Origin of the sequence: Williamsia muralis NBRC 105860 (assembly GCF_001598915.1) — a bacterium.
Taxonomy (GTDB): domain Bacteria; phylum Actinomycetota; class Actinomycetes; order Mycobacteriales; family Mycobacteriaceae; genus Williamsia; species Williamsia muralis.
Genome location: NZ_BDAP01000001.1, coordinates 1,041,450 through 1,062,272 on the forward strand (window position 1 = coordinate 1,041,450; position 20,823 = coordinate 1,062,272).

General features: G+C 65.2%; 19 protein-coding genes. 10 read left to right on the plus strand and 9 right to left on the minus strand.

The genetic code is table 11. From position 1 onward, the window contains the following. Positions 1-198: 198 nt before the first annotated feature. From pstS to WIMU1_RS05060, 6 genes are all read left to right on the plus strand, one after another. Positions 199-1,305 (plus strand): phosphate ABC transporter substrate-binding protein PstS, encoded by a 1,107-nt coding sequence (gene pstS / locus WIMU1_RS05035; protein ID WP_062795350.1) that lies wholly within the window; start codon positions 199-201, stop codon positions 1,303-1,305. A gap of 33 nt (positions 1,306-1,338) precedes the next feature. Then, entirely contained in the window at positions 1,339-2,370 is a 1,032-nt protein-coding gene (gene pstC, locus WIMU1_RS05040; RefSeq protein WP_084247995.1) for a phosphate ABC transporter permease subunit PstC, read from the plus strand. Further along, positions 2,367-3,281 (plus strand): phosphate ABC transporter permease PstA, encoded by a 915-nt coding sequence (pstA, locus tag WIMU1_RS05045; RefSeq protein WP_062795351.1) that lies wholly within the window; start codon positions 2,367-2,369, stop codon positions 3,279-3,281. Before pstC ends, pstA begins: the two co-directional genes overlap by 4 nt. Before the next feature lie 9 nt (positions 3,282-3,290). Then, positions 3,291-4,067, plus strand: a complete 777-nt coding sequence (pstB, locus tag WIMU1_RS05050) for a phosphate ABC transporter ATP-binding protein PstB (protein ID WP_023957280.1) — start codon at positions 3,291-3,293, stop codon at positions 4,065-4,067. Positions 4,068-4,138: 71 nt separating this feature from the next. After that, positions 4,139-5,557: an FHA domain-containing protein gene (locus tag WIMU1_RS05055; protein WP_158599285.1), complete on the plus strand. Its 1,419-nt coding sequence runs from the start codon at positions 4,139-4,141 to the stop codon at positions 5,555-5,557. Next, the gene (locus WIMU1_RS05060; protein WP_062795353.1) at positions 5,547-6,419 is read left to right on the plus strand and encodes a protein kinase domain-containing protein; all 873 of its coding nucleotides are present in this window, start codon (positions 5,547-5,549) and stop codon (positions 6,417-6,419) included. The genes WIMU1_RS05055 and WIMU1_RS05060 overlap by 11 nt, the downstream gene beginning before the upstream one ends. Before the next feature lie 6 nt (positions 6,420-6,425). On the opposite strand, the gene phoU is transcribed toward WIMU1_RS05060, so the two are convergent. From phoU to WIMU1_RS05090, 6 genes are all read right to left on the minus strand, one after another. Then, positions 6,426-7,085 carry a phosphate signaling complex protein PhoU gene (gene phoU, locus WIMU1_RS05065; protein ID WP_062795354.1) on the minus strand — a complete coding sequence of 220 codons (660 nt, stop codon included), beginning with the start codon at positions 7,083-7,085 and terminating at the stop codon, positions 6,426-6,428. 99 nt (positions 7,086-7,184) lie between these two features. Beyond that, positions 7,185-9,407, minus strand: a complete 2,223-nt coding sequence (locus WIMU1_RS05070; protein ID WP_062795355.1) for an LCP family glycopolymer transferase — start codon at positions 9,405-9,407, stop codon at positions 7,185-7,187. 200 nt (positions 9,408-9,607) lie between these two features. Further along, positions 9,608-10,768 carry a tRNA dihydrouridine synthase DusB gene (dusB, locus tag WIMU1_RS05075; RefSeq protein WP_255283870.1) on the minus strand — a complete coding sequence of 387 codons (1,161 nt, stop codon included), beginning with the start codon at positions 10,766-10,768 and terminating at the stop codon, positions 9,608-9,610. A gap of 38 nt (positions 10,769-10,806) precedes the next feature. Continuing rightward, a complete protein-coding gene (locus WIMU1_RS05080; RefSeq protein WP_023957269.1) occupies positions 10,807-11,799 on the minus strand; it encodes an acyl-ACP desaturase in 993 nt (330 codons plus the stop codon). A gap of 259 nt (positions 11,800-12,058) precedes the next feature. After that, on the minus strand, positions 12,059-12,559 hold the full coding sequence (locus tag WIMU1_RS05085; protein WP_062795356.1) for a nuclear transport factor 2 family protein: 501 nt from the start codon (positions 12,557-12,559) through the stop codon (positions 12,059-12,061). Beyond that, positions 12,559-13,029, minus strand: a complete 471-nt coding sequence (locus tag WIMU1_RS05090; protein WP_062795357.1) for a DUF8021 domain-containing protein — start codon at positions 13,027-13,029, stop codon at positions 12,559-12,561. Before WIMU1_RS05090 ends, WIMU1_RS05085 begins: the two co-directional genes overlap by 1 nt. Positions 13,030-13,184: 155 nt before the next feature. Between WIMU1_RS05090 and WIMU1_RS05095 the strand changes: the two genes are divergently transcribed. The 4 genes from WIMU1_RS05095 to WIMU1_RS05110 all read left to right on the plus strand — a co-directional run bounded on the left by WIMU1_RS05095 (position 13,185) and on the right by WIMU1_RS05110 (position 18,305). Then, positions 13,185-15,203 carry a serine/threonine-protein kinase gene (locus tag WIMU1_RS05095; RefSeq protein WP_062795358.1) on the plus strand — a complete coding sequence of 673 codons (2,019 nt, stop codon included), beginning with the start codon at positions 13,185-13,187 and terminating at the stop codon, positions 15,201-15,203. Continuing rightward, positions 15,200-16,015, plus strand: coding sequence for a hypothetical protein (locus WIMU1_RS05100; protein WP_062795359.1), 816 nt, complete (start codon positions 15,200-15,202; stop codon positions 16,013-16,015). The genes WIMU1_RS05095 and WIMU1_RS05100 overlap by 4 nt, the downstream gene beginning before the upstream one ends. 164 nt (positions 16,016-16,179) lie before the next feature. Then, positions 16,180-17,667: an LVIVD repeat-containing protein gene (locus WIMU1_RS05105; protein WP_243404663.1), complete on the plus strand. Its 1,488-nt coding sequence runs from the start codon at positions 16,180-16,182 to the stop codon at positions 17,665-17,667. After that, the gene (locus tag WIMU1_RS05110; RefSeq protein WP_062795361.1) at positions 17,664-18,305 is read left to right on the plus strand and encodes a DUF305 domain-containing protein; all 642 of its coding nucleotides are present in this window, start codon (positions 17,664-17,666) and stop codon (positions 18,303-18,305) included. The genes WIMU1_RS05105 and WIMU1_RS05110 overlap by 4 nt, the downstream gene beginning before the upstream one ends. A 17-nt stretch (positions 18,306-18,322) precedes the next feature. On the opposite strand, the gene WIMU1_RS05115 is transcribed toward WIMU1_RS05110, so the two are convergent. The 3 genes from WIMU1_RS05115 to WIMU1_RS05125 are packed head-to-tail and all read right to left on the minus strand — an operon-like array spanning position 18,323 to position 20,792. Next, positions 18,323-18,514 carry a hypothetical protein gene (locus tag WIMU1_RS05115; protein ID WP_062795362.1) on the minus strand — a complete coding sequence of 64 codons (192 nt, stop codon included), beginning with the start codon at positions 18,512-18,514 and terminating at the stop codon, positions 18,323-18,325. Between the two features lie 59 nt (positions 18,515-18,573). After that, positions 18,574-19,494, minus strand: a complete 921-nt coding sequence (locus tag WIMU1_RS05120) for an alpha/beta fold hydrolase (protein WP_062795363.1) — start codon at positions 19,492-19,494, stop codon at positions 18,574-18,576. 59 nt (positions 19,495-19,553) lie between these two features. After that, positions 19,554-20,792 (minus strand): MFS transporter, encoded by a 1,239-nt coding sequence (locus tag WIMU1_RS05125; RefSeq protein ID WP_051406473.1) that lies wholly within the window; start codon positions 20,790-20,792, stop codon positions 19,554-19,556. Between the last annotated feature and the right edge of the window lie 31 nt (positions 20,793-20,823).

Sequence of the window (20,823 nt, forward strand, 5' to 3'; positions counted from 1 at the left end):
GTCGGCCCGGGGCAATGTCCGATTCGTCACCATGGCTGTTCACCTCTCGTTCACCTCTCCAGGGGTATCGCTTCACTCTCGCTCTGTAGCTTCCAAACCGCAGCAGGACGCGATGCGCTACGGCGTCGTGGCTGCCTGTGAATCATTGCGACCTGTGTCGAGCAGACTGCCGATGCACGAATCGAAGGACTTCTTCAGGTGAACTTGAAAAACAGTGGAGCAATCCTGGGCGTGTTTGCTGCCTCAACGCTGCTGATCTCGGCGTGTGGAAACTCCGCGTCAGACTCCGACACGGCCAAGAAGGTCGAAGGCGTCACATGTGAAGGCCAGGCGAATCTGAAGGCCAGTGGATCGAGTGCACAGGCCAACGCCATGACCCTGTTCGCCAACTCCTACGCCACCACGTGCGAGGGCAAGACCATCGACTACAACTCCAACGGCTCCGGCGCCGGCGTCAAAGAGTTCACCGGCGGCCTCACCAACTTCGGTGGCAGCGACTCGCCGCTGAAGGAAGACGAAGTCACCGCCGCGGCGACCACCTGCGGGTCCGAGGCATGGAACCTTCCCCTGGTCTTCGGCCCCATCGCCGTCACCTACAACCTCGACGGCGTCGACGCGGTCAACCTGTCGGGCCCCACCCTCGGCAAGATCTTCAACGGCACCATCAAGAAGTGGAACGATCCGGCCATCGCCGCCGAGAACTCCGGCGTGTCCCTGCCCGACCAGGACATCATCGTGATCTTCCGCTCGGATGAGTCCGGCACCACCGACAACTTCCAGAAGTACCTGGAAGCCGCATCGGATGGCACCTGGACCCAGGGTGCGGGCAAGTCGTTCGCCGGCGGTGTCGGTGAGGGCGCGAAGGGCAACGAGGGCACCTCGGCCGCTATCAAGAACTCGCCCGGATCGATCACCTACAACGAGTGGTCCTACGCCACCAACCAGGGCCTGAGCATCGCCAACATCATCACCTCGGCCGGTCCTGAGGCCGTGCCGCTCTCGGTCGAGACCGTGGGCAAGACCATCGACGGTGCAACGCTGAAGAACCCGGGCTCGAACAACCTGGTCCTCGACACCTCGAGCTTCTACAAGCCGTCCGTTGCAGGTGCCTACCCGATCGTGCTGGCCACCTACGAAATCGTCTGCAGCAACTACTCGGACGATGCCACCGGCCAGGCCGTCAAGTCGTTCCTCAAGGTCGCTGCGAGCACCGACGTGCAGAGCTCACTCGAGGCCGAGGGATACATCCCGATCCCCGAGGGCTTCAGCACTCAACTGAACACAGCCATCGATTCCATTCAGTGACTGATCTCTCTCATAAGTTAGGGCAGGAAAGCGATGACGGTGCATGACGCGGTCGGGCAATCTGACAAAGTAGGCGCGGTGAGCCCAAGCGCATCAGCTCCCGAGCCTTCGGACAGTCAATCGGATCTGAAGTCGAACTCCCGACAAAATCGGAGTCGTTTCTACGATCAGGCGTTCAAGGTGCTGGCTTTGACGGCCGGTGGCTTTGTCTGCCTGGTGATCCTGTTGATCGCACTGAACCTACTCTTCGAGGCCATCCCCTCATTGAGAGTGGACAACGTCAACTTCTTGACGAGTTCGGTGTGGGACACCACCAACGCCCTGAACCTCCGGTTCGGAATCCTCGACCTGCTCAAGGTCACGGTTCTGAGCTCGGTGTTCGCGCTGGCGTTGGCGGTGCCCATCGCGATCGGTATCGCGACATTCCTCGTGTCGTATTCACCGGCGCCGTTGTCCCGGCCGCTCGGCGCCGTCGTCGACCTGCTTGCCGCAGTGCCGTCGATCATCTTCGGCCTGTGGGGCATGGCGGTTCTCGGACCCAAGCTCCAGCCGGTCGCCGACTTCCTCAACAGCAACCTCGGATGGTTCTTCCTCTTCGCCGACGGCAACGTCTCGAGTGGAACGATCTTCACCGCGGGAATCGTGCTGGCGATCATGATCCTTCCGATCATCACGTCGATCTCGCGTGAGGTGCTGCAGCAGACACCTGTGCTGCACAAGGAAGCGGCCCTGGCACTGGGCGCGACGAAGTGGGAGATGCTGCGGATGACCTCATTCCCCTACGCACGTAGTGGAATGATCGCGGCGTCGATGCTCGCGCTCGGTCGCGCACTCGGTGAGACGGTTGCCGTCCTCATCATCCTGCGGGCCGCGACATCGACGTCCGGGTTCAGCCTCTTCGATGGTGGATACACATTCGCCTCCAAGATCGCCTCTGGCGCAGGCGAGTTCAACCAGCCCCTGCCGACCGGCGCGTACATCGCCGCAGGTTTGGTGCTGTTCTTGCTGACCTTCGTGGTCAATGCCATCGCCCGGGTTCTCTCCGGCGGAAAGGTAAACGGATGAGCACCTCAACCATCGATGGCAGCAGCCCGGTCAAGGCCGGCAATCTGTACAAGCCGGTCTCGCCCGCCCGGCGCCTCAAGAACCAGTCGGCCACAATTGTTTTCACCCTGTGCTTCCTGATCGCGATGATTCCCCTGGTGATGGTGCTCTTCACCGTCATCAGCAAGGGTTTCGAAGCGATCATCAAGCCGGAGTGGTGGTCGGGTGACCAGTTCCTGATCGGGCCGACGAGCTTCTCCGGCGGTGTCGGACACGCGATCCTGGGCACGATCCTCACGGCATTGATCGCCGCCGTGATCGCCGTCCCGATCGGCATCATGGCCGCGATCATGTTGGTGGAGTATCCGAACAGCAAGCTGGTCAAGCCCACCTCGTTCATGGTGGACATCCTCGCCGGCGTCCCGTCGATCGTCGCGGCGCTGTTCATCTTCACCGTGTGGGTGACCACGTTCGGTCTGCCGCAGAGCGGCTTCGCGGTCAGCCTGGCACTTGTGCTGCTGATGCTCCCGGTGGTTGTTCGCTCCACCGAGGAGATGCTCAAGCTCGTCCCCGACGAGTTGCGTGAGGCCTCGTACGCGCTGGGCATCAGCAAGTCCAAGACCATCGTGAAAATTGTTGTCCCGACGGCGATGTCGGGAATCATCTCCGGAGTGTTCCTCGCCACCGCGCGAATCATGGGTGAGACCGCCCCGGTGCTGATCCTGGTGGGTTACACCGCTTCGGTGAACTACGACCCGTTCCAGAACAACATGACGTCGCTGCCGTTGTTCATCTACAACCAATTGGCAAACCCCAATCCCGCCGGGGAATACCGCGTCTGGGGTGCAGCGCTGACCCTGGTCATCGTGATCGCGCTGGCGAATGCACTCGCGGCGCTGGCTTCTAAACTGCTCGCGCCGAAGACGAAATGAGATAAGGCAATGGCAAAAAGACTCGACCTCAAAGATCTGAACATCTACTACAGCGCCTTTCACGCCGTCAAGGACGTGAGCCTGGAAGTGCCGCCCCGCTGCGTCACGGCGTTCATCGGCCCTTCCGGCTGCGGTAAGTCCACCGTGCTGCGCACGCTCAACCGCATGCACGAGGTGACCCCCGGTGCTCGTGTCGAGGGCAAGGTGCTGCTCGACGGCGACGACATCTACGGCAAGGGCATCGACCCGGTGTCGGTCCGCTCCACGATCGGCATGGTGTTCCAGCGCCCCAACCCGTTCCCGACGATGTCGATCAAGGACAACGTGGTGGCCGGTCTGCGACTGCAGGGTGTGCGCGACAAGAAGGTGCTCGACGAGACCGCCGAGCGCAGCCTGCGCGGAGCGAACCTCTGGGAAGAGGTCAAGGACCGGCTGAACAAGCCCGGCGGTGGCCTCTCCGGTGGTCAGCAGCAGCGTCTGTGCATCGCGCGTGCGATCGCGGTCTCGCCTGACGTACTCCTGATGGACGAGCCGTGTTCGGCACTCGACCCCATCTCGACGCTCGCCATCGAGGACCTGATCACCGAACTCAAGAAGGACTACACGGTGGTGATCGTGACGCACAACATGCAGCAGGCTGCCCGCGTCAGTGACCAGACCGCGTTCTTCAACCTGGCGGCCGTCGGCCAGCCCGGACAGCTGGTCGAGCTCAGTGACACCGAGACGATGTTCTCCAACCCGACGCAGAAGGCGACGGAAGACTACATCTCCGGCCGTTTCGGCTGATCCTCGCAGGTACCCGAAGAAAACGGCCCCATGTTTCCGCATGGGGCCGTTTCCTTGTCAGAATGGTCCCCGTGACGGCAAAACATCCGGTGAGTGTGCTGCCTGGCCGTGGCATCGTGCTCCGCCGCGGACCGTCGCTCCTGCTCATCGACGCCGATCCGATCCGGAGCAGCGCAACGCTCACAGATCTGGCGCATCTCGCCACCGAACCGCTCGAACAGGCCGGCCGCGTCGACGGGTCGCGGCTTCGCTCGCTGACCAAGTGGTTGCTGGCCAACGAGGACAGCAGCCCGGACTTCGCGGTGGTCTCCACCGACCGGCACGGGGGTCTGGAGGTCTTCGTCTACGGTGCCGCGAGTGCGAGGGTCTACGTCACCGAGTTCGCCACCCCGGAGGTCATCAGGGGAGCAGACGCCGGTTTCCTGGTACAGCGCAGCTATCCGAGCAGTGTGTTCGCGGTGGCCCTGACCATCGACGAGGACGATCCGCTGGGCGGTGGACCGATCGGGTCGGGCGGTCTGGCCCCGTCGGAGATCTTCTCGCTCGAAAAAGGTGCGGCACCCGGTGCCGGCGTGGTGTTGTGGCCATCGGCCTCGCCTTCCACCGACAGTGCCGTATATGCCGTACCGGCAGCGACGCCGATGCCGTCGGCTGCCGACGAGCCCACGGGTGTCCCGGTGGTGGTGAGTCCCGAACTCGTCGACACCGCGATGGCGGTAATCGAAACGCCTTTGCTACCACCGGCACTCTCGGTGAGGCTGGACGATTTCGACAACCACACCGCCGCCGGGCGGGCACCGTTGCCGATCGTCGGTGGCCGGCGCAGAGCTGCCTCGGTTCGGCGTGGAATCGCCGAGCCGACACTGGTCCCGCCGCGTGACGTTGTCGGACCGGCCGATGCCGCGCTGGCATCTGCGCCGACCGATGTCGCGAATCGTCCTGTGCGCGCATCTGATCCGAAGGTATCGGCGCGTGAACAGCAGGTGCAGATCCAGGGGCTGCTGTGCCAGAACGGTCACATCAACGATCCGCGGTCGCCGGTCTGTACCCGATGCGGTATTCGGATCAACCGGATGACGGGGGCGATGGTGCAGGGTCCGCGACCGCCGCTGGGGCTACTCGTCATCGACGACGGCACCACCTACGTGGTGGCCGGCGATCTGATGATCGGACGTGACCCCGAGCCGATGGTCGCAGCCAGGGGTGGTGTCGCGAGTGCGGGCATCGGACCACTGGACCCCATTCGCATCAACGACACCTCGGGGTCGATGTCGCGCGCGCATTGTGAACTGCGACTGGTGGATTGGGATGTCCGGGTGGTGGATGCCGGCTCGGTGAACGGGACGTATGTCCGGTTGCCGCGCGCACCTGGCTGGATCACGTTGCGCCGCGGCCAGGAAGCGGTGTTGTATCCGGGATCCGAACTGCGGGTGGGAAGTCGCTCGTTGCTGTTCGAGGCACCGCACGGGAGGATCAGCGATGTTCGTTGACCCGACATCGGGAACCGACGCACGTCGGCTGCCCCCGGCGATCGCCGATTACCGGACAGTCCGGGCGCTCGGTGCGGGCAGCCACGGTACGTGTTATCTGGCGGTGCCCCCGGCCCGACTGCAGCTGGATGTCGAACACGTTGCGCTGAAAGTCTTTTCGAACCCCTGCGGTGAGGACGCCTTCCATCGCGGTGTGCGCGAACTCCGCAGCTTCGCCGCCGTACGGTCCCCGCACCTGGTGCATCTGTACGAAGCGGCACTGGGTGACCTGTTCATGTACGCGATGGACTACTTCCCGGGTGGGTCGATGGCTGCCCCATCGATGCCGCTGCAGCGTGACCAGGCGCTCGCCGTGCTCGAGTGTGCGGCCAGGGGGGCACACGACATGCACGAGGCCGGGTTGGTCCACTCCGACATCAAACCGGCGAACGTGTTGATCGCCGGAGGTGATCGCGCCGGTACCACGGCATCACCGGCCGGAGTACTGTCCGATCTCGGTCTGGCCCGGGTGATCACCGCGGCGACCGCGGTCAGCGGCATCGGGTCGTCCGCGTCCCTCGAGTACGCCGACCCCGACACCCTTGTCGGCCAAACACCTTCGCGGGCAACGGATATCTGGGCTCTGGGAGCAACGATCCACCGCACGCTGACCGGTGAAGGCCTCTACGGTGAACTGCCCGACATGCAGCCGCTGGTGGCGATCAGGACGGTTCAGTCCACCAAACCCAGGATCAGTCCGGCACTTTCACCGGCGGAACGTGACCTGGTGTCGGAATGCCTTGCCCCGCACAGTGATCGGTTCAGGACGGCTGCAGAACTGGCCGACCGGATCTCCGAGGTGCGGCGCACCGCACCCCGGTAGGAGCCGCTAGACCTCGCTGAACTGCTCCGGGGTCTGCCCCGTCGCCTGGAACACCACGCGACGTCCGATCAGCACAGCGTGGTCGGAGAAGCGCTCGTAGTACCGGCCGAGCAAGGTGACGTCCACTGCGGCAGCGACGCCGTGACGCCACTCGCGGTCCATCAGCACCGTGAACAGGTGGCGGTGGAGGTCGTCCATCGCGTCGTCGTCGTCCTGCAGCTTCAGCGCGTCCTCGGGGTTCTGGCTGTTGAGGACCTCACGCGCGTTGGTCGCCATGGTGATGGCGAGCCGGCCCATTTCGGCGAAGTAGCCGTTGACCTCTTCGGGCAGCGCTTTGGCGGGGTGGCGACGGCGAGCGACCTTGGCGACGTGCAGCGCAAGCGCACCCATGCGGTCGATGTCGGCGACGATCTGGAATCCACTCACGATCGAACGGAGATCGCCGGCGACCGGCGCCTGCAACGCGAGGAGGGCGAACGCCCGTTCTTCGGCTTGCGTCGACAGCTGGGTCAATTGCTCGTGGTCACTGATCACCGACTCGGCGACCGCGAGATCGGCTTGGAGCAGGGCTTGGGTGGATCGCTCCATCGCAATCCCGGCCAACGCACACATTTGTCCCAGAACTCCGTTGAGTTCGGCCATCTGCTCAATGTAGGCACTACGCATGAGCCAACGGTACTGCCACGATCGGTGGGAATGGTGGTCAGGTGGTGAACTACGAATGAACGAGTGGCACAGGCTCGATGTCGGCCCCGCCGGCCCGACTCATGCGCAGGTCGTATCCGCAGCGTTCGTGACCGTGAGGTCGTTGGGCAACTCGTCTGTTCCCGACTCGCGAGGCAGTTCGGCGACGGTGATCTGGCCCCCGGCGAGAGCCGGCGACCCCAGGTTGCCGCTGTAGTCGCTGCCGACGATGACCTCGATGCCCGACTGCACGGTGTTGTCCGCCTGGATGCTCGCCCCGGGGAACAACTGTGCAACCGTGGCCGCCGCAGCCTGTTGCCCCTCGCCGTACCGGACGACGGTGTCGGTGCGGTTCTCGGAGGCGTCGGCAACACCCTGGACGCCGAAGCCCTGATTGGCCAGACTCTCGGCGATGCCGGTGGCGACTCCGGCGGTACCGGTGCCGTTGAGCACCCGCATGCTCACCGAATACGGATCGAGCGCGCTGACGGTGACGTCTGCCGGCCGCGAGGGTGTCGGAGAAGTTGTTGTGCTGGTTGTTGTTCCGGCCGGTTTCTCTTCTTTCTCCCCGGGCAGCGGTTCGTCGTTGATGATCGCGTCGAAGATCGCGCGGATGTCGGCATCGCGGGGGATCTCGTTACCCGAGCCGTCTTCGGCCGTGCCCGAGGTGGGGACGGTGAGGAAGGTGACGCGGCCGGCGTCGAGCCCCTGCATCGACTGGGCCAATTGGAGCAGGTCGTCGGTGTTCACCTGGTCGACGAAGCTGTTCTGGATGAAGGTGTCGACGATGCCGTTGAGCGTTGCGGGATTGGACAAGACCTTGCTGGAGAGCGCTCCGCGCAGCAGCGATGAGAGGAACAGCTGTTGGCGTTTGATGCGCCCGTAGTCACCGTTGCCCTCGGTGTCGATGGTGCGGGCGCGTACGTAGTTGAGGGCAGCTTTACCGCGGATCTTCTGCTTACCGGGCTTGGTGAGGATGGGGCCCAGCTCGAAGTCGTTGAGCGGCACCGGCGAGCAGACCTCGACACCACCGATCTTGTTCACGACCTTCTCGAAACCCGAGAAGTCCATCGCGATGAAGTGGTTGATGTTCAGGCCGCTGATCGCGGTGAGTGTGTCGACGATGCACTTGGGGCCGCCGTCGCCATAGGCGGTGTTGAGCTTGGCGCCCGTCTCGGCGGGCACGATCTGGCCGGTGTATTCGCCTTTGTCGTTGTCCCAGGTTGTGCACTCGGGGCGGTTGATCTGCAGGTCCCGCGGGAAACTCACCGCGACCACGCGGCTGCGGTCGGCCGGGATGTTCACGAGGATCACCGTGTCCGACCTGGCACCGCCGGCGTCTTCGGTGGTACCGGCGCCGATCTGCCCGTTCTTTCCCGACCGGGTGTCGGTGCCGACGATCAGGTAGGTTTCGTCGCCGGTCTGCAGTTCTTTGCCGCGGATCTCGCTGTTGTCCGGGTTGACGGCATCGACGATGTTCCAGTTGCCGTCTTTGACCTTCTGGTAGCCCCACACCGCGCCCGTGCCCAGGAGTGTCATGACGCAGGCGAGGGCGAGGAGGACGCGCCCACCCATCTGGGCATTCCTGGTCAGCGCGGCTCGGTCGCGTCCTTTGGGCGCCGCGGCATGTCTGCGGCCGCGGGCCGTACCCGCACCGGATTCGGGAACCACCGCCGGCTGAACGCGGTCGGCCACGCTGTCGTGCGACGGGTCCGGCTCCGGCTCGGGATCGGCGGACAGGTAGACGGGTGGGTCGTCCTTGGCGGCCGGGATGACCTCGGTCTGGGAGTCGTCGTCGCCCCGTTGCGGAGGATCGGTGCGCGCGAAGGGATGGCTCGGCGTGCCCGGCAGGTTCACAGGCGGCGAGGGCGGCCCACCGGCCGGAGTGCGGCTACCGCGTGGGTTGGGATCGGACGGCGGGCCCGGATCCACCGCACGGCTGATGGTCTCGGTGGGGGCATCGGCAGGGCGGACGCGGCGTGGGCGCGGCGGCGGAACCGACGGTCCGTCGGACGGAGGTGATGAGGAACGGTCCGGCGAGGATCGGGGTTCGCCGGCCGGGGGCTGCGACGGCCCGTCGGATGCGGCTCGAGACGAAGGGGGTGGTGCGGCGCGTCCGGACGAGCCGGCGGCATTCATCCGGTTGAGGAGTTCCTGGACCGTCAATCGGCCCGCGGCGTCGCGGGGCAGTTCTCGAGCGGGGGGTTCACGGAGTACCTCATCCGACGGCGCGCCGAGCTGGCGGCGGATCAGATCGCGGCGTTCCTCGGGTGTGCGTCCCCGGAGCTCGTCGTCGCTGCTCACTCATGTTCCTTCGGACTTCTGGGCACCGGGCTGTATCTCAGGCCCGTCGAAAAACATGTCGGCCGGGCAGGCGCGTTCACGATGATACTGGCCGAACCTGTATGTGCCTTGTTGCCGACCGTTCGTCGGCCGTTGCTCTTGTGTTCGAGTTCGGCAGCGTGAAACCGAGGTTTCCGGATCCGGTATTTCTACTGGGCGTGCTATCCGCCGGAATGCATGACCTCGGCGCCGTCGGGAACGCAGTCGTCGTCCGGGTCGTCGAGCCAGCCGTGGGGGAGGGCCACGGCCGACGGCGACCCCTGCCGTCCGCGAGGACCGTGGCCGTCGCGAGGAAAGGGCACGTCAGCGGGCAATTGGCCCACCATGTCGGCAAGTTGATCGACGGTCTCGACCAAGGCCATGTCGCGGCGCAACTCCGAGCCGACGGGGAAACCGCGCAGATACCAGGCAACGTGCTTGCGGATTTCCCGCATGCCCTTGAACTCGCCGTGGTGGTCGGCGAGCAGCTGTCCGTGCCGGACGATGATCTGCGCCACTTCGCCGAGCGTGGGGGCCGCCGGGGTGGGCAGTCCGTTCAGTTCGGCGCTCAGTTCGGAGAACAGCCATGGCCGACCGAGGCATCCGCGACCGATGACCACGCCGTCGCAGCCGGTCTGATTCATCATCCGGGTGGCGTCGGCGGGCTCGAAGATGTCGCCGTTGCCGAGGACGGGCACGTCGGTGACGTGCTCCTTGAGTCGTGCGATCTCGTCCCAGTCGGCGCTCCCGGAATAGCGTTGCGAGGCCGTACGAGCATGCAGCGCAACAGCTTTCGCGCCCTCAGCAGCGGCGATCCGACCGGCGTCGAGGTGGGTGTGGTGCTCGTCGTCGATTCCGATGCGGAACTTGACGGTGACGGGGATGTCGGTGCCCTCGGTGGCGCGGACAGCAGCGGCGACGATGTTGGCGAACAGGCGGCGCTTGTAGGGGATGGCCGAGCCGCCGCCCTTGCGTGTCACCTTCGGCACCGGGCAGCCGAAGTTCATGTCGATGTGGTCGGCGAGGTTCTCGTCGACGATCATCTTGGCCGCGGCATAGGTGTACTCGGGATCGACCGTGTAGAGCTGCATCGACCGCGGGTTCTCTTCCGGGGCGAACGTGGTCATGTGCATGGTCACCGGGTGGCGCTCCACAAGAGCGCGGGCGGTGACCATCTCACAGACGTAGAGACCGGCAACGGTCCCGGTCCGGGCGAGCTCGAGTTCGCGGCACAACGTGCGGAAGGCAACGTTGGTCACCCCGGCCATCGGAGCCAGGACCACCGGGCTGGAGAGCTCGATGGATCCGATGGACAGTGCCGGGGTGGTGCGCGTGTCTGGCAGCAGGGCGGTCAGGATGTGGCCTTTCCGAGAAGTCGCCGCTAGGAGGCGGCGCGGGCCTTTTCGCGCTTGGCCGCTTCGCGAGCGAGCGCGCGGTCACGCATCTCTTCGAACTTGATGGTGTCTGCGGCCAGCTTGTCGAGGAATGCGGCCAGCTCTTCACGGGTCTTCTCGCCCTCGGCGCTGAAGTCCTCGCGCTCGAAGATGTTCCACTTGCGCAGAACGGGCTGGATGACCTCTTCGAGGTGCTGACGCAGGTCGTAGATGCCGTGCTTGGCCATGAGGACGCCGTTGCGACGGAAGTTCGGCATGCCGAGACCGGGCATCTGGAAGTTGGAGACCACTTCGTAGATAGCTCGGATGGTCTGGTCGGGCGAGATGTCGAGGCCGGCGCCGCAGATGTTGCGGTAGAACACCATGTGCAGGTTCTCGTCGGCGGCGATGCGCTGGAGCATGCGGTCGGCGATCGGGTCGTTGCACGCCTTGCCGGTGTTGCGGTGCGACACACGTGTCGCGAGTTCCTGGAAGGTCACGTACGCCACCGAGCGCAGCAGTCCTGCGCTGGTCTCTCCGAGCTCCTCGGCGCGTGCACCCGCGGTGGCGAGTGAGGAGAAGCCGTTGGTCATGTGGATCATGCGGGCTTCTTCGAGTGCGACGGGGTCGACGCCGCGGGTGACCACGAGGTAGTCGCGCATCGCGATGCCGTGGCGGTTCTCTTCGGCGGTCCAGCGTCCGACCCAATGGCCCCACGCGTCGTCCATCGAGAAATTCTCCGCGATCTCGCGGTGATAGGACGGCAGGTTGTCCTCGGTCAGGAGGTTGGTGACCATCGCGGCCTTGGCCACGTCGTCGAGCCTCGACTGCTCCGGATCCCAGTCGACACCACCGAGAGCCGCGAAGTTCTGACCTTCGTCCCAGGGGACGTAGTCATGCGGGTTCCAGTCCTTGGCAAGGCGCAGATGGCGATTGACGTTTTCCTCGGCCACCGGCTCCAGTTCTTTCAAGAGCTCCAGTTGAGTCAACTCGCGGGCCATTAGTTATTCCTCCAAGAACGGCTAGGCGTGATAAGGGTCCAGGCTACGGGAACGCACTACCGCCACCCAAGTTCTTCGCGCCGGCGCAAAGGTGTGTCGAAACCCTCGCGCCACTGAATCGATGCTGGTCAGTGGTGGCCTGGTTACTGCTCGAACTGGGTGCGCCGATGATCCCCGTGTGTGGTGCATCTTACTGACGTGATGCGGATCCGCCCAGAAAAACTGAACTACCAATCCATTATTGGTGGCGAGCGATCCTTCAGAAGTACTTGCCCACCGTGTCGAGCCATCGCCCGGCCTCGTCGGTCAGGTTCCCCAGCTCCTGCGCCTTATGACACCAGGCTTTGGCTGCCTGAGCAAACTCCAGGGGGTTGTAGACGTCTTCTTCCTTGGACCACAGCCCGTCGCCTGCATACGTGAGGATCGTGATGTTGGTGGCCGTGAACAACGAACCGTCGCCGGGGTCGCGCAGGGGATTGTCGATCTCACAGATCACTCGATCGGTCTCCTCGTCGATCACATGCCACAGTGCCGGGAAGGCGACCATGTGACTGCCCGGGAATCGGCCCATGGTCTTGATCACCCAGGTCCGGATCTCTTCGCGCCCCTTGAAGGTGCCCATGGCGTGTTCGACGTAGTCGGCATCGTCGGTGAACTGCTCGGCCCAGGGGTTCCAGTCGTGGGTTTCGGCAACCTGCTCGACCATCTTCTCGAACCTGGCGAACTCGCTCTCGAGTTCGGCGCGACTGAAGCGCCCCATCAGAATCCGTCACCGGGGGCGATGGTGATGGTCGCGTCGATGCGCTGGATCAGGCAATCGGCGTTGAACCGGAAGGTCTCGTCCACGGTGGCATCGGCCAGATTGAGGTCGCCGACTCCGTATTCGAGGTCGTAGATCACCCGGACCGAGTCGCCGCTGCCCGACCACTGTTCGTTGTCCAGCGAGGTGATGCCGCTGTACTGCAGATGCAGAGCGAGTTCGGCCTTCATCACATCGCCGGAGAACCCGGTCTGCAGCCCGTTCTCGAATCGGACCACGTCGTCGGCAAGGGGGACGTCGTAGGCGTACGAGGGGTCGACGAGCGCATCGAGGTAGGTCTGGGCGCCGGCCACCCGATCGGCCGCAGTGCATGTCTCGGTGGGGGCGGCGGAAGCGGCACCCGCGCCCGCAGACACCGCGGCGCCCACCGCCGCGACACAGACCAGTACCCGGACAACGTCAGATTTCATGGCGCTGAGCGTATTTGCCGAACAGTGCCACGCGGGCTGTTTTGGCGTGATCGGTCAGACGGTGTAATCGGCTCCGAGATCTGGTCCGCCCCAGCCGGTGGTGGCTACTATCTGCTCAGCTCACCGACCGTGGGTGAGAGCTGGAAGGGCATGAGATGAGCGTGGCGATCGGTTCCTACATCGGTGGCTATCAAATTCTGGAGCTGCTCGGCCGCGGCGGGATGGGTGAGGTGTACAAGGCTCAGCACCCCCGGTTGCCCAGAGCCGATGCCATCAAGTTGCTGAACAACACCTACGGCGGTGACCCCGACACCCGGGCTCGGTTCGAGCGGGAAGCCGATCTGGTCGCCCCACTCAGTCATCCGAACCTGGTGAATGTGCTGGACCGGGGTACTCACGAGGGTCAGCTGTGGATTGCGATGGAGTTCGTGTCGGGTACCGACGCGGCGCACATGTTGATCGACGGCCCGCTGCATCCGCGACTTGCGGTGCAGATCATCTCCGAGGTCGCCGACGGGCTGGACTACGCGCACCGCAAGGGGCTGCTGCACCGTGACGTCAAGCCCGGGAACATCCTGATCACGCCAGGTGCCGATCCGATGAACCCGGATGCGGTGAAGCTCACCGACTTCGGCATCGCGCGGATGGCGCAGGAGACAGACAGCAGTCTCACGTCGGTGGGGATGACGGTGGGCACGCTGCGGTACAGCGCCCCTGAACAAATCGGCGGCGAGGAGATCGACCACCGTGCCGACGTGTACGCGCTGGGCTGCACGCTCTACGAGTTACTCACCGCTACAGCACCTTTCGATGCTCCCACCAGTCAAGGCCTGATGGCGGCGCACATGTTCAACGCCCCGCCGAACCCGGCCGCCGTCAATCCCGCGGTCCCGGCGGCGATGGCTTCGGTGATCGCAAGGGCGATGGCCAAGAAACCCGCTGACCGTTTCGACAGCGCCCGCGAGCTGGCCGATGCCGCACTGGAGGCGCTGCAGGGCGGTGGGGCGCCGCAGAGCACGCGTGCGCAGAACGCTTTTGTGCCCATCCCGGTCAAACCCGGTACGCCGCAGACGAATGCCCCGCGGTCGGCAGCTGCCACCACCTTCCCTCCGGCCGCGACGCCCGGGCACGTGCCGTCGAATCCCTATCAACCGGGACAGCATTCGTCACCGCAGCACTTCACTCCCCAGCATTCGTCGCCGGGTCAGTCGTCGCCCGGTCATTCGTCGCCGGGCCAGTCGTCACACCCGAACTCGTCCCCGTATCAGTCGTCTCCCTATCAGTCGAACCCGTATCAGGGGGCGGGCCAGGGATACCCGGGGATGGCGTCAAGTGGACAACGTCCGGCCTACGCGGGCGCCGGACCTGGCGCGGCCCCGACGCCGAACAGCCCGTGGTTCACCCGCCCTGCGATGCTCGCCGGGCCGGTGGTGGTGCTCGCGGTGGTGCTCGGTCTGATTGCCGGCATGCTGATCACCGGCGGCGGCAGTGCGCTGGCCGCGCCGCAGAAGCCTGCCGTCGAACTGGCCGCAGAGTCCGTGGACATCAGTTGGTCCGCGGTGGACGGCGCGTCCGAGTACGTTCTGCGGCAGGGTGATTCGGTCATCTATGTCGGGGACAAGACCGAGTATGCACAACCCATGCCGTTGCCGGGTACGTACTCGTACACGGTGTCGGCGCGATCGGGCGACCGGGATGAATCGTCCTATAGCCCGGCGAGTGACGAGGTTGCGGTGGCGCAACGGTGGCACGGTCTGGAACAGATGGCGTCCACCTTCGGGGAGATCGTCGGCCCGAGCCCGTTGTCCACCGACACCTTCGGGCAAGAAGCGTGCTGGGGCGGCACGGGGAGTGTCGACCCGGAGATCCCGAAGACGGGCGTCATCTTCTGTCGCGACGCCGCTGCCACCTACACAGTGCAGCTGCGGCAGTTCCCGTCTCGTCAGGTCCGCGACGAGTATCTGGACAGTCTCAACCTGAAGACGTCATCGGTGACCACCGATCAGGGCGCCGACGGCACCCTCTATCAGGGCAACGGCCCGACCAGTGACTGGGCGGGTACCGCGATCCTGGCCTTCGACGACTCCGATCGTGAGGTGTACGACTTGAGCGTCACCATGGAGAGCGGCAAAGACGCCGACGCCGTGGCCCTGCTGGACAGGCTGCCGCTGTGAAGCGCTGGGGATGGCCGCTGCTGGTGGTCGCCGGGGTGGTGGCGCTGGTTCTCGCGTTCACCATCACCTACTTCGTGCGGGGTTCCGGCAACTCGGTGTCGAGTCCGGGGACGGTGACGGCCAGTGCCGAGGGGCCGGTGGTGAAAGTCAGCTGGAAGTCGGCGTCAGGAGCCGATTCCTATCTGCTCAGTCGCGGTGAGGCGGTGGTGTACTCGGGCCCGGCCACCGAGTTCACCGACATCTCGGCGGTGGCTCCTTCAGGCGGCGACCGGGTGGAGTACCGGGTGCGGGCCGTGGACGACAAGGGCCGCGTGTCCGAACCGAGCGCTTCGGCGTCGGTCGAGGTGGGCTCCGGGTGGGGGCTGTATGCGGAGTCGGCCCAGCGGTTGCCCGAGCTGTTACCGGCGGGACCCGACGAGCAGGGATACAACGGCATGCGATGCGAGACGCGGATGGATGCCGTGCCGCCGGAAGAAGGTGACGGGCCCGACGGATCGGGCGAGCAGTTCATCAAGGCGGGATTCCGCTGTGTCCTGGACTCCGGTGGTGAGCAGTACGACCTGTGGACCGACTTCTATGTCACACCCGAGGCACTCGAGAGCCGGATGGACGACATCCGCGGCTTCGACGGGGTGACCAGCACAACGTGGCAGAACGGGCGGGCGGTCAGCGGTGGCGGCGGGGACGAGCCGCGATGGATGGCGCTGACGGTCGACGGTATGCCCGACGTCTACATCGAGCTCTCCGCCGTGGACAAGGCCACCACGTCCGACCAGCTCGTAGATGCGGTGAACAGCCTGCCCGTGGGCTGACCACCACACCGCAGAAAAATCCCGAAAGCGCACCTCGTCGCAGCCGAGCGGCGTTACGCTCCCGCGAAGCACGGCAATGAAGCCGGAGGGGGCTTGTTGTGGGCGCATGGGCGGGAAACAAAGGCGCGGTCCGGATCGCGGTGATCTTCGGTGCGGTCCTGGCGATGGCAACGGCTACGGTCGGTCCGGCTTCGGCGGCCGCTCCGCCCGGGTACAACGACCTGATCGACGTCTGGCCGACCGCGGTGGACGTCGCGGACTGTCGACCGGGGGATCAGGTCGAGACCGGTATCCAGGGCGAGGTGCCCTTGGCGGACCGCAAGTCCGGGCGCAGCACCAAGGGATACAACTGCAACATCGATCTGATCGGTCAGTATCAGGGGCAGGGTGCCGGCATCGTCAGTGCCACCTACGGTCACTGTTCGTACACGGGTTCTTCTTTCCCCACCAACTTCTTGGGACCCAATCCCGGGGTGCAGGTGATCGACGTCAGCGACCCGGCCAATCCACGGATGACGGATGTGCTGAGCGAACCGGCGATGGTGGGCGGCACCTGGGAGTCGTTGAAGGTCAACAAGGAACGTGGACTCCTGGTGGGCACGGGGGTGGGCATCCTCGAGGGTGCCGGCTACATCTCGGTGTACGACATCGCCACCGACTGCGCGCACCCGCGGTTGCTCAACACCGGCGCCGGGTCCCAGCTGTCGATGCCGATTCCGATCACCACCCACGAGGGCGACTTCTCGCCTGACGGGAACACCTACTGGGCCACCGGCATTGCCCCCGGCTACGTCAGCGCCATCGACATCACCGATCCGCGTGATCCTATGGTGGTCTGGTCCGGTGTGACGGGTGTCGAGGCTCACGGTCTCGGGTTCTCGCCGGACGGCAACACCATGTATCTGTCGAATCTTCTGGGACTGACGATGATCGACGTCTCGGCGGTGCAGAACCGCACGCCGAGAACGATTGTGCCCGAACTCATGCCGCACGTCGGTGAAAAGCTCTGGGCCGATGGTCAGATCACTCAACACAGCATCTACGTCACATACGACGGGCAGCCGCACGTCTTCAGCGTCGACGAGGGCGGTTCGGGTGGCGTCAAGTTGTTCGACGCCGCGCGCTCGTCGGATCTTCAGCAGCGCAACGCCATCAAGTTGGCGATCAATCTGCCGAAGAACGCCAACAGGTGGGCCCAGAGCACCACGGCCAACGGCGCGTTCGGTTACGACGCCCACTACTGCTCGGTGGATCGTCCGGTCGATCCGACCGCGATGGCATGCGGGTGGATCCAGTCGGGCGTCCGAGTGTTCGACATCAGCGACCCCGACAACATCGCGGAGATCGCGTACTTCAACCCGCCCGCGCAGACGGGCAAGAACTGGGAGTTGAGCAACTCTCTGCACGCCTTGCTCGGATCCATCGCGGCTCCGCCGATCATCGGCACGCTGGCGGTCGCCCGGGCAGTGCTGCAGGGTGACAGCCCCGTAGACGGGATAATCAACGATCAGAGTCGTCTCGTCGGAGGCGATCTCTCGGCCGACTGGTGTCTGTCACCACCGGAGTTCCACGGCGATCAGCTCTGGGTGACCTGCATGGACAACGGGTTCATGGCGCTGGCGCTCGATCCGGCGGTGTATCCGGTCCGATGAAAGTCATTGTCGGCCAACGGTTGTGGCTGATCACCGCGGTTGTCGTGGCCTTGGTCGTCGGGCTGGGTATCGGGTTGATGGTCGACCGCGGAGGTCCGGAGTCGCAGGCGGCCGGTGATTCGGCGACCGCCGTGGACGTGGGCTTTGCACAAGACATGTCCGCACATCACCAGCAGGCCCTCATGATGTGCGACCTACTGGCGCCGACGGCGCAGCCGGATGTCCGGGCGCTCGCGGCCCAGATCGAGCAGGCGCAGTGGCGCGAGATCGGGCAGATGCAGGGCTGGTTACAGATGCTCGACGCACCGCTGCAGTCGACGCGTCCGATGAGCTGGATGGAAGCGGGTGGCCATCAGCACGCCGCGGGTGTGGCGACGATGCCGGGGATGGCCAATGGCGACGAACTGACCCGGATGTCGTCGGCCGACGATGTGCAGAGCGAGATCTTGTTCCTGCAGTTGATGATTCGGCACCACCAAGGGGCGATCGACATGGCCGCAGAAGCGGCCCGGACCGCTGGAGAACCCGCCATCCGGCGCGCGGCGGTCGGGATGGTGAAGTCGCAGTCGGACGAGATATCGGTGATGACGGTGATGCTCGACCAGAGAGGTGGTGACACCCTGCCGTACCCGGTGTGAGCTCGGCGGGTGCCCGATCACTCCGCCTTCGGTGCGCCTTCGGGCTCGTCCGAGGCCGCCGCGTTCTCCGCTGCGTGGGCTTCGGGGTCACCGGCGCGACGATCCATCGGGTCCACTCCGTCAACGCCCTCGAGGACGGTGAACTCCTGCTCCGCGGACGCCACGAACTCCTTGGCTTCTTGTTTGATCTTGTGCACCCAGTCGGACATTCGGCACTCCTGTTCCGCTCGCGGACGCCCGGTCGGCGCCAGAGACCACCCTACGTCGTTCACCTTTTGTCGAGCGCGGTCTCCGAATCCCAGACCGCCATCAGCTCCCCGAGGATGTCGACCGCCAGGCCCAGTCCGCCCAGATGACTCTCACCGGGCATGGTGAACATCTTGGCGTCGGGCAGCAGATGCACCACGTGTTCGCCGTGCTTGTGCGGAATGATGTGGTCGTGGTCGCCGTGCCACCAGCGCACCGGGACGGTCACGTCGCCGACCGTGAATCCCCAATCGCGGGCGAAGACAACAACATCGGCGAACGGGGCCTCCATCTGGCGGCGTCCGCCGTTGAGGAGATCGTCGAGGAACATCGCTTTGAACTCGGGGCGCTGGAGCAGTTCGCGGTCGGCAGCGGGGGACAGTCGTCCGTAGAGACCGATGGCCGGCCCGGCAACCGGTCGTGCCACTCGCACGACCGAACTGACAACCCGACCGATCGGAGCCCCGGCCGTCTGCAGCAGGGGTGCGAGGAACTTGCCCAGTTCCATGGCGCCCCCACCGATCGCGTCGGGCCCGACGGCGGGTGCCACGCCGCCGAGTACGCCGGCGACGACCACTCGGTCGGGCATCGCATGGGCCACGCCCAGCGCGTAGGGGCCTCCGCCGGAGAGGCCGATGACCGCAAACTTGTCGACGCCGAGGGTGTCGGCGACGGTGGCGAGATCGTCGGCGAAGGCGAGCACGTTGGGGTAGCTGTACGGGGTCGAAGACCCGACGCCGGGCCGGTCGAGACCGATGATCCGGATGTTCTCCGCTTCGCCGAGATCGCGGACCTCGATTGGGATCTGCCGCCTGGCGCCAGGCGTGCCGTGGAGCCAGAACACAGCTCGGCCGGTCGCGGAACCGAACTCGGCGAACCCGATCCGGCGTCCCTCACCGACCGCCACGGAGCCTTCGATCTTGGGTCGTTCGATGTCGATCATCCATCCAGAATGGCACCGAACGCCGGCCGTGTGTGCAATTTGCTGGTGGAACGCCTGCCTCACTCGTGGGAGGACAACACCACCCGGCCGTGGTCGAGCGAAGGCCGCATGTGACCGGCGCGCATCAGCAGCAGTCCGCACCCCGCCACGGCGATCGCGCTGATCGCACCACCGACGATCAGTGGTGCGCGCGGATCGGTCACCTGGGCGAGCCAGCCCAGCAAGGGGCTGCCGATCGGCGTGCCGCCGAGGAAACAGAGCATGTAGATGCCCATCACCCGGCCGCGCATCTGCGAATCGACCGACAGCTGCATGATGTTCATCGCCGAGGTGGTGAACATGATGTTGGCGACACCGACCGGGATGAGGACCACTGCCACCAGCCAGAAGGTCGGCATCACACCGACGACGACCTCGAAGACACCGAACGCGAGGGCGCCGGCCAGAAAGTGCCGTAGCCGTGCCGGTTTCGTCCGGCGGGCTGCCACCAGTGCTCCGCTGAGTGTGCCCACGGCCAGCATCGTGGACAGCAGACCGTATCCGCCTGCAGTTCCCTCGAAGGTGTTCGCGGTCAAGAGCGCAAGCGAGAGTGGGAAGTTCAGGCCGAAGGTGGAGACGACGAACACCGTCGCGAGGACCACGACGAGGTGGCGGTTGCGGCGCACGTAGCGCACCCCACTGCGGATCGAGCGGTCCGTGGTGGCGCGGGCGGAGCGGATCAGCTCCGAGGTGCGCATCGCGAACAATCCGGCCAACACCGCCAGTGAGGTGACCGCATTGATGAGGAAGACCGGGCCGGTGTCCACCAAGGTGATCAGGAGCCCGGCCACGGCAGGTCCGATGATCCGGGCGAGATTGAACGTCAGCGAATTGAGTGCCACGGCGTTGGGCAACTGCTCTGCGCCCACCATCTCGATGGTGAACGACTGCCGGATCGGCGCATCGATCGCCGAGACGCACCCCAAGGCGAACGAGAGGATGTACACCCAGGCCAGAGTTGCCATCCCCGCCACATCGAGCACCCCGAGGATCAGGGCACACAACGCGATGGTGGTCTGGGTGGCGATGAGGAGTTTGCGTTTGTCGAACCGGTCGGCCAGCGCTCCGGCGGGTAGCGACACGATGGCCGTGGGGCCGAATTGCAAGGCCATGACGATGCCGACCGCAACGCCGCTGCCACCGGACAGTTCCAGTACCAGCCAGTCCTGGGCGATGCGCTGCATCCAGGTTCCGACCAGCGAGACCACCTGCCCGCCGGCCCAGAGACGGTAGTTGCGTACCCCGAGAGACGAGAACATCACCGGGAGTTGCATCGGGAATAGTTTACCG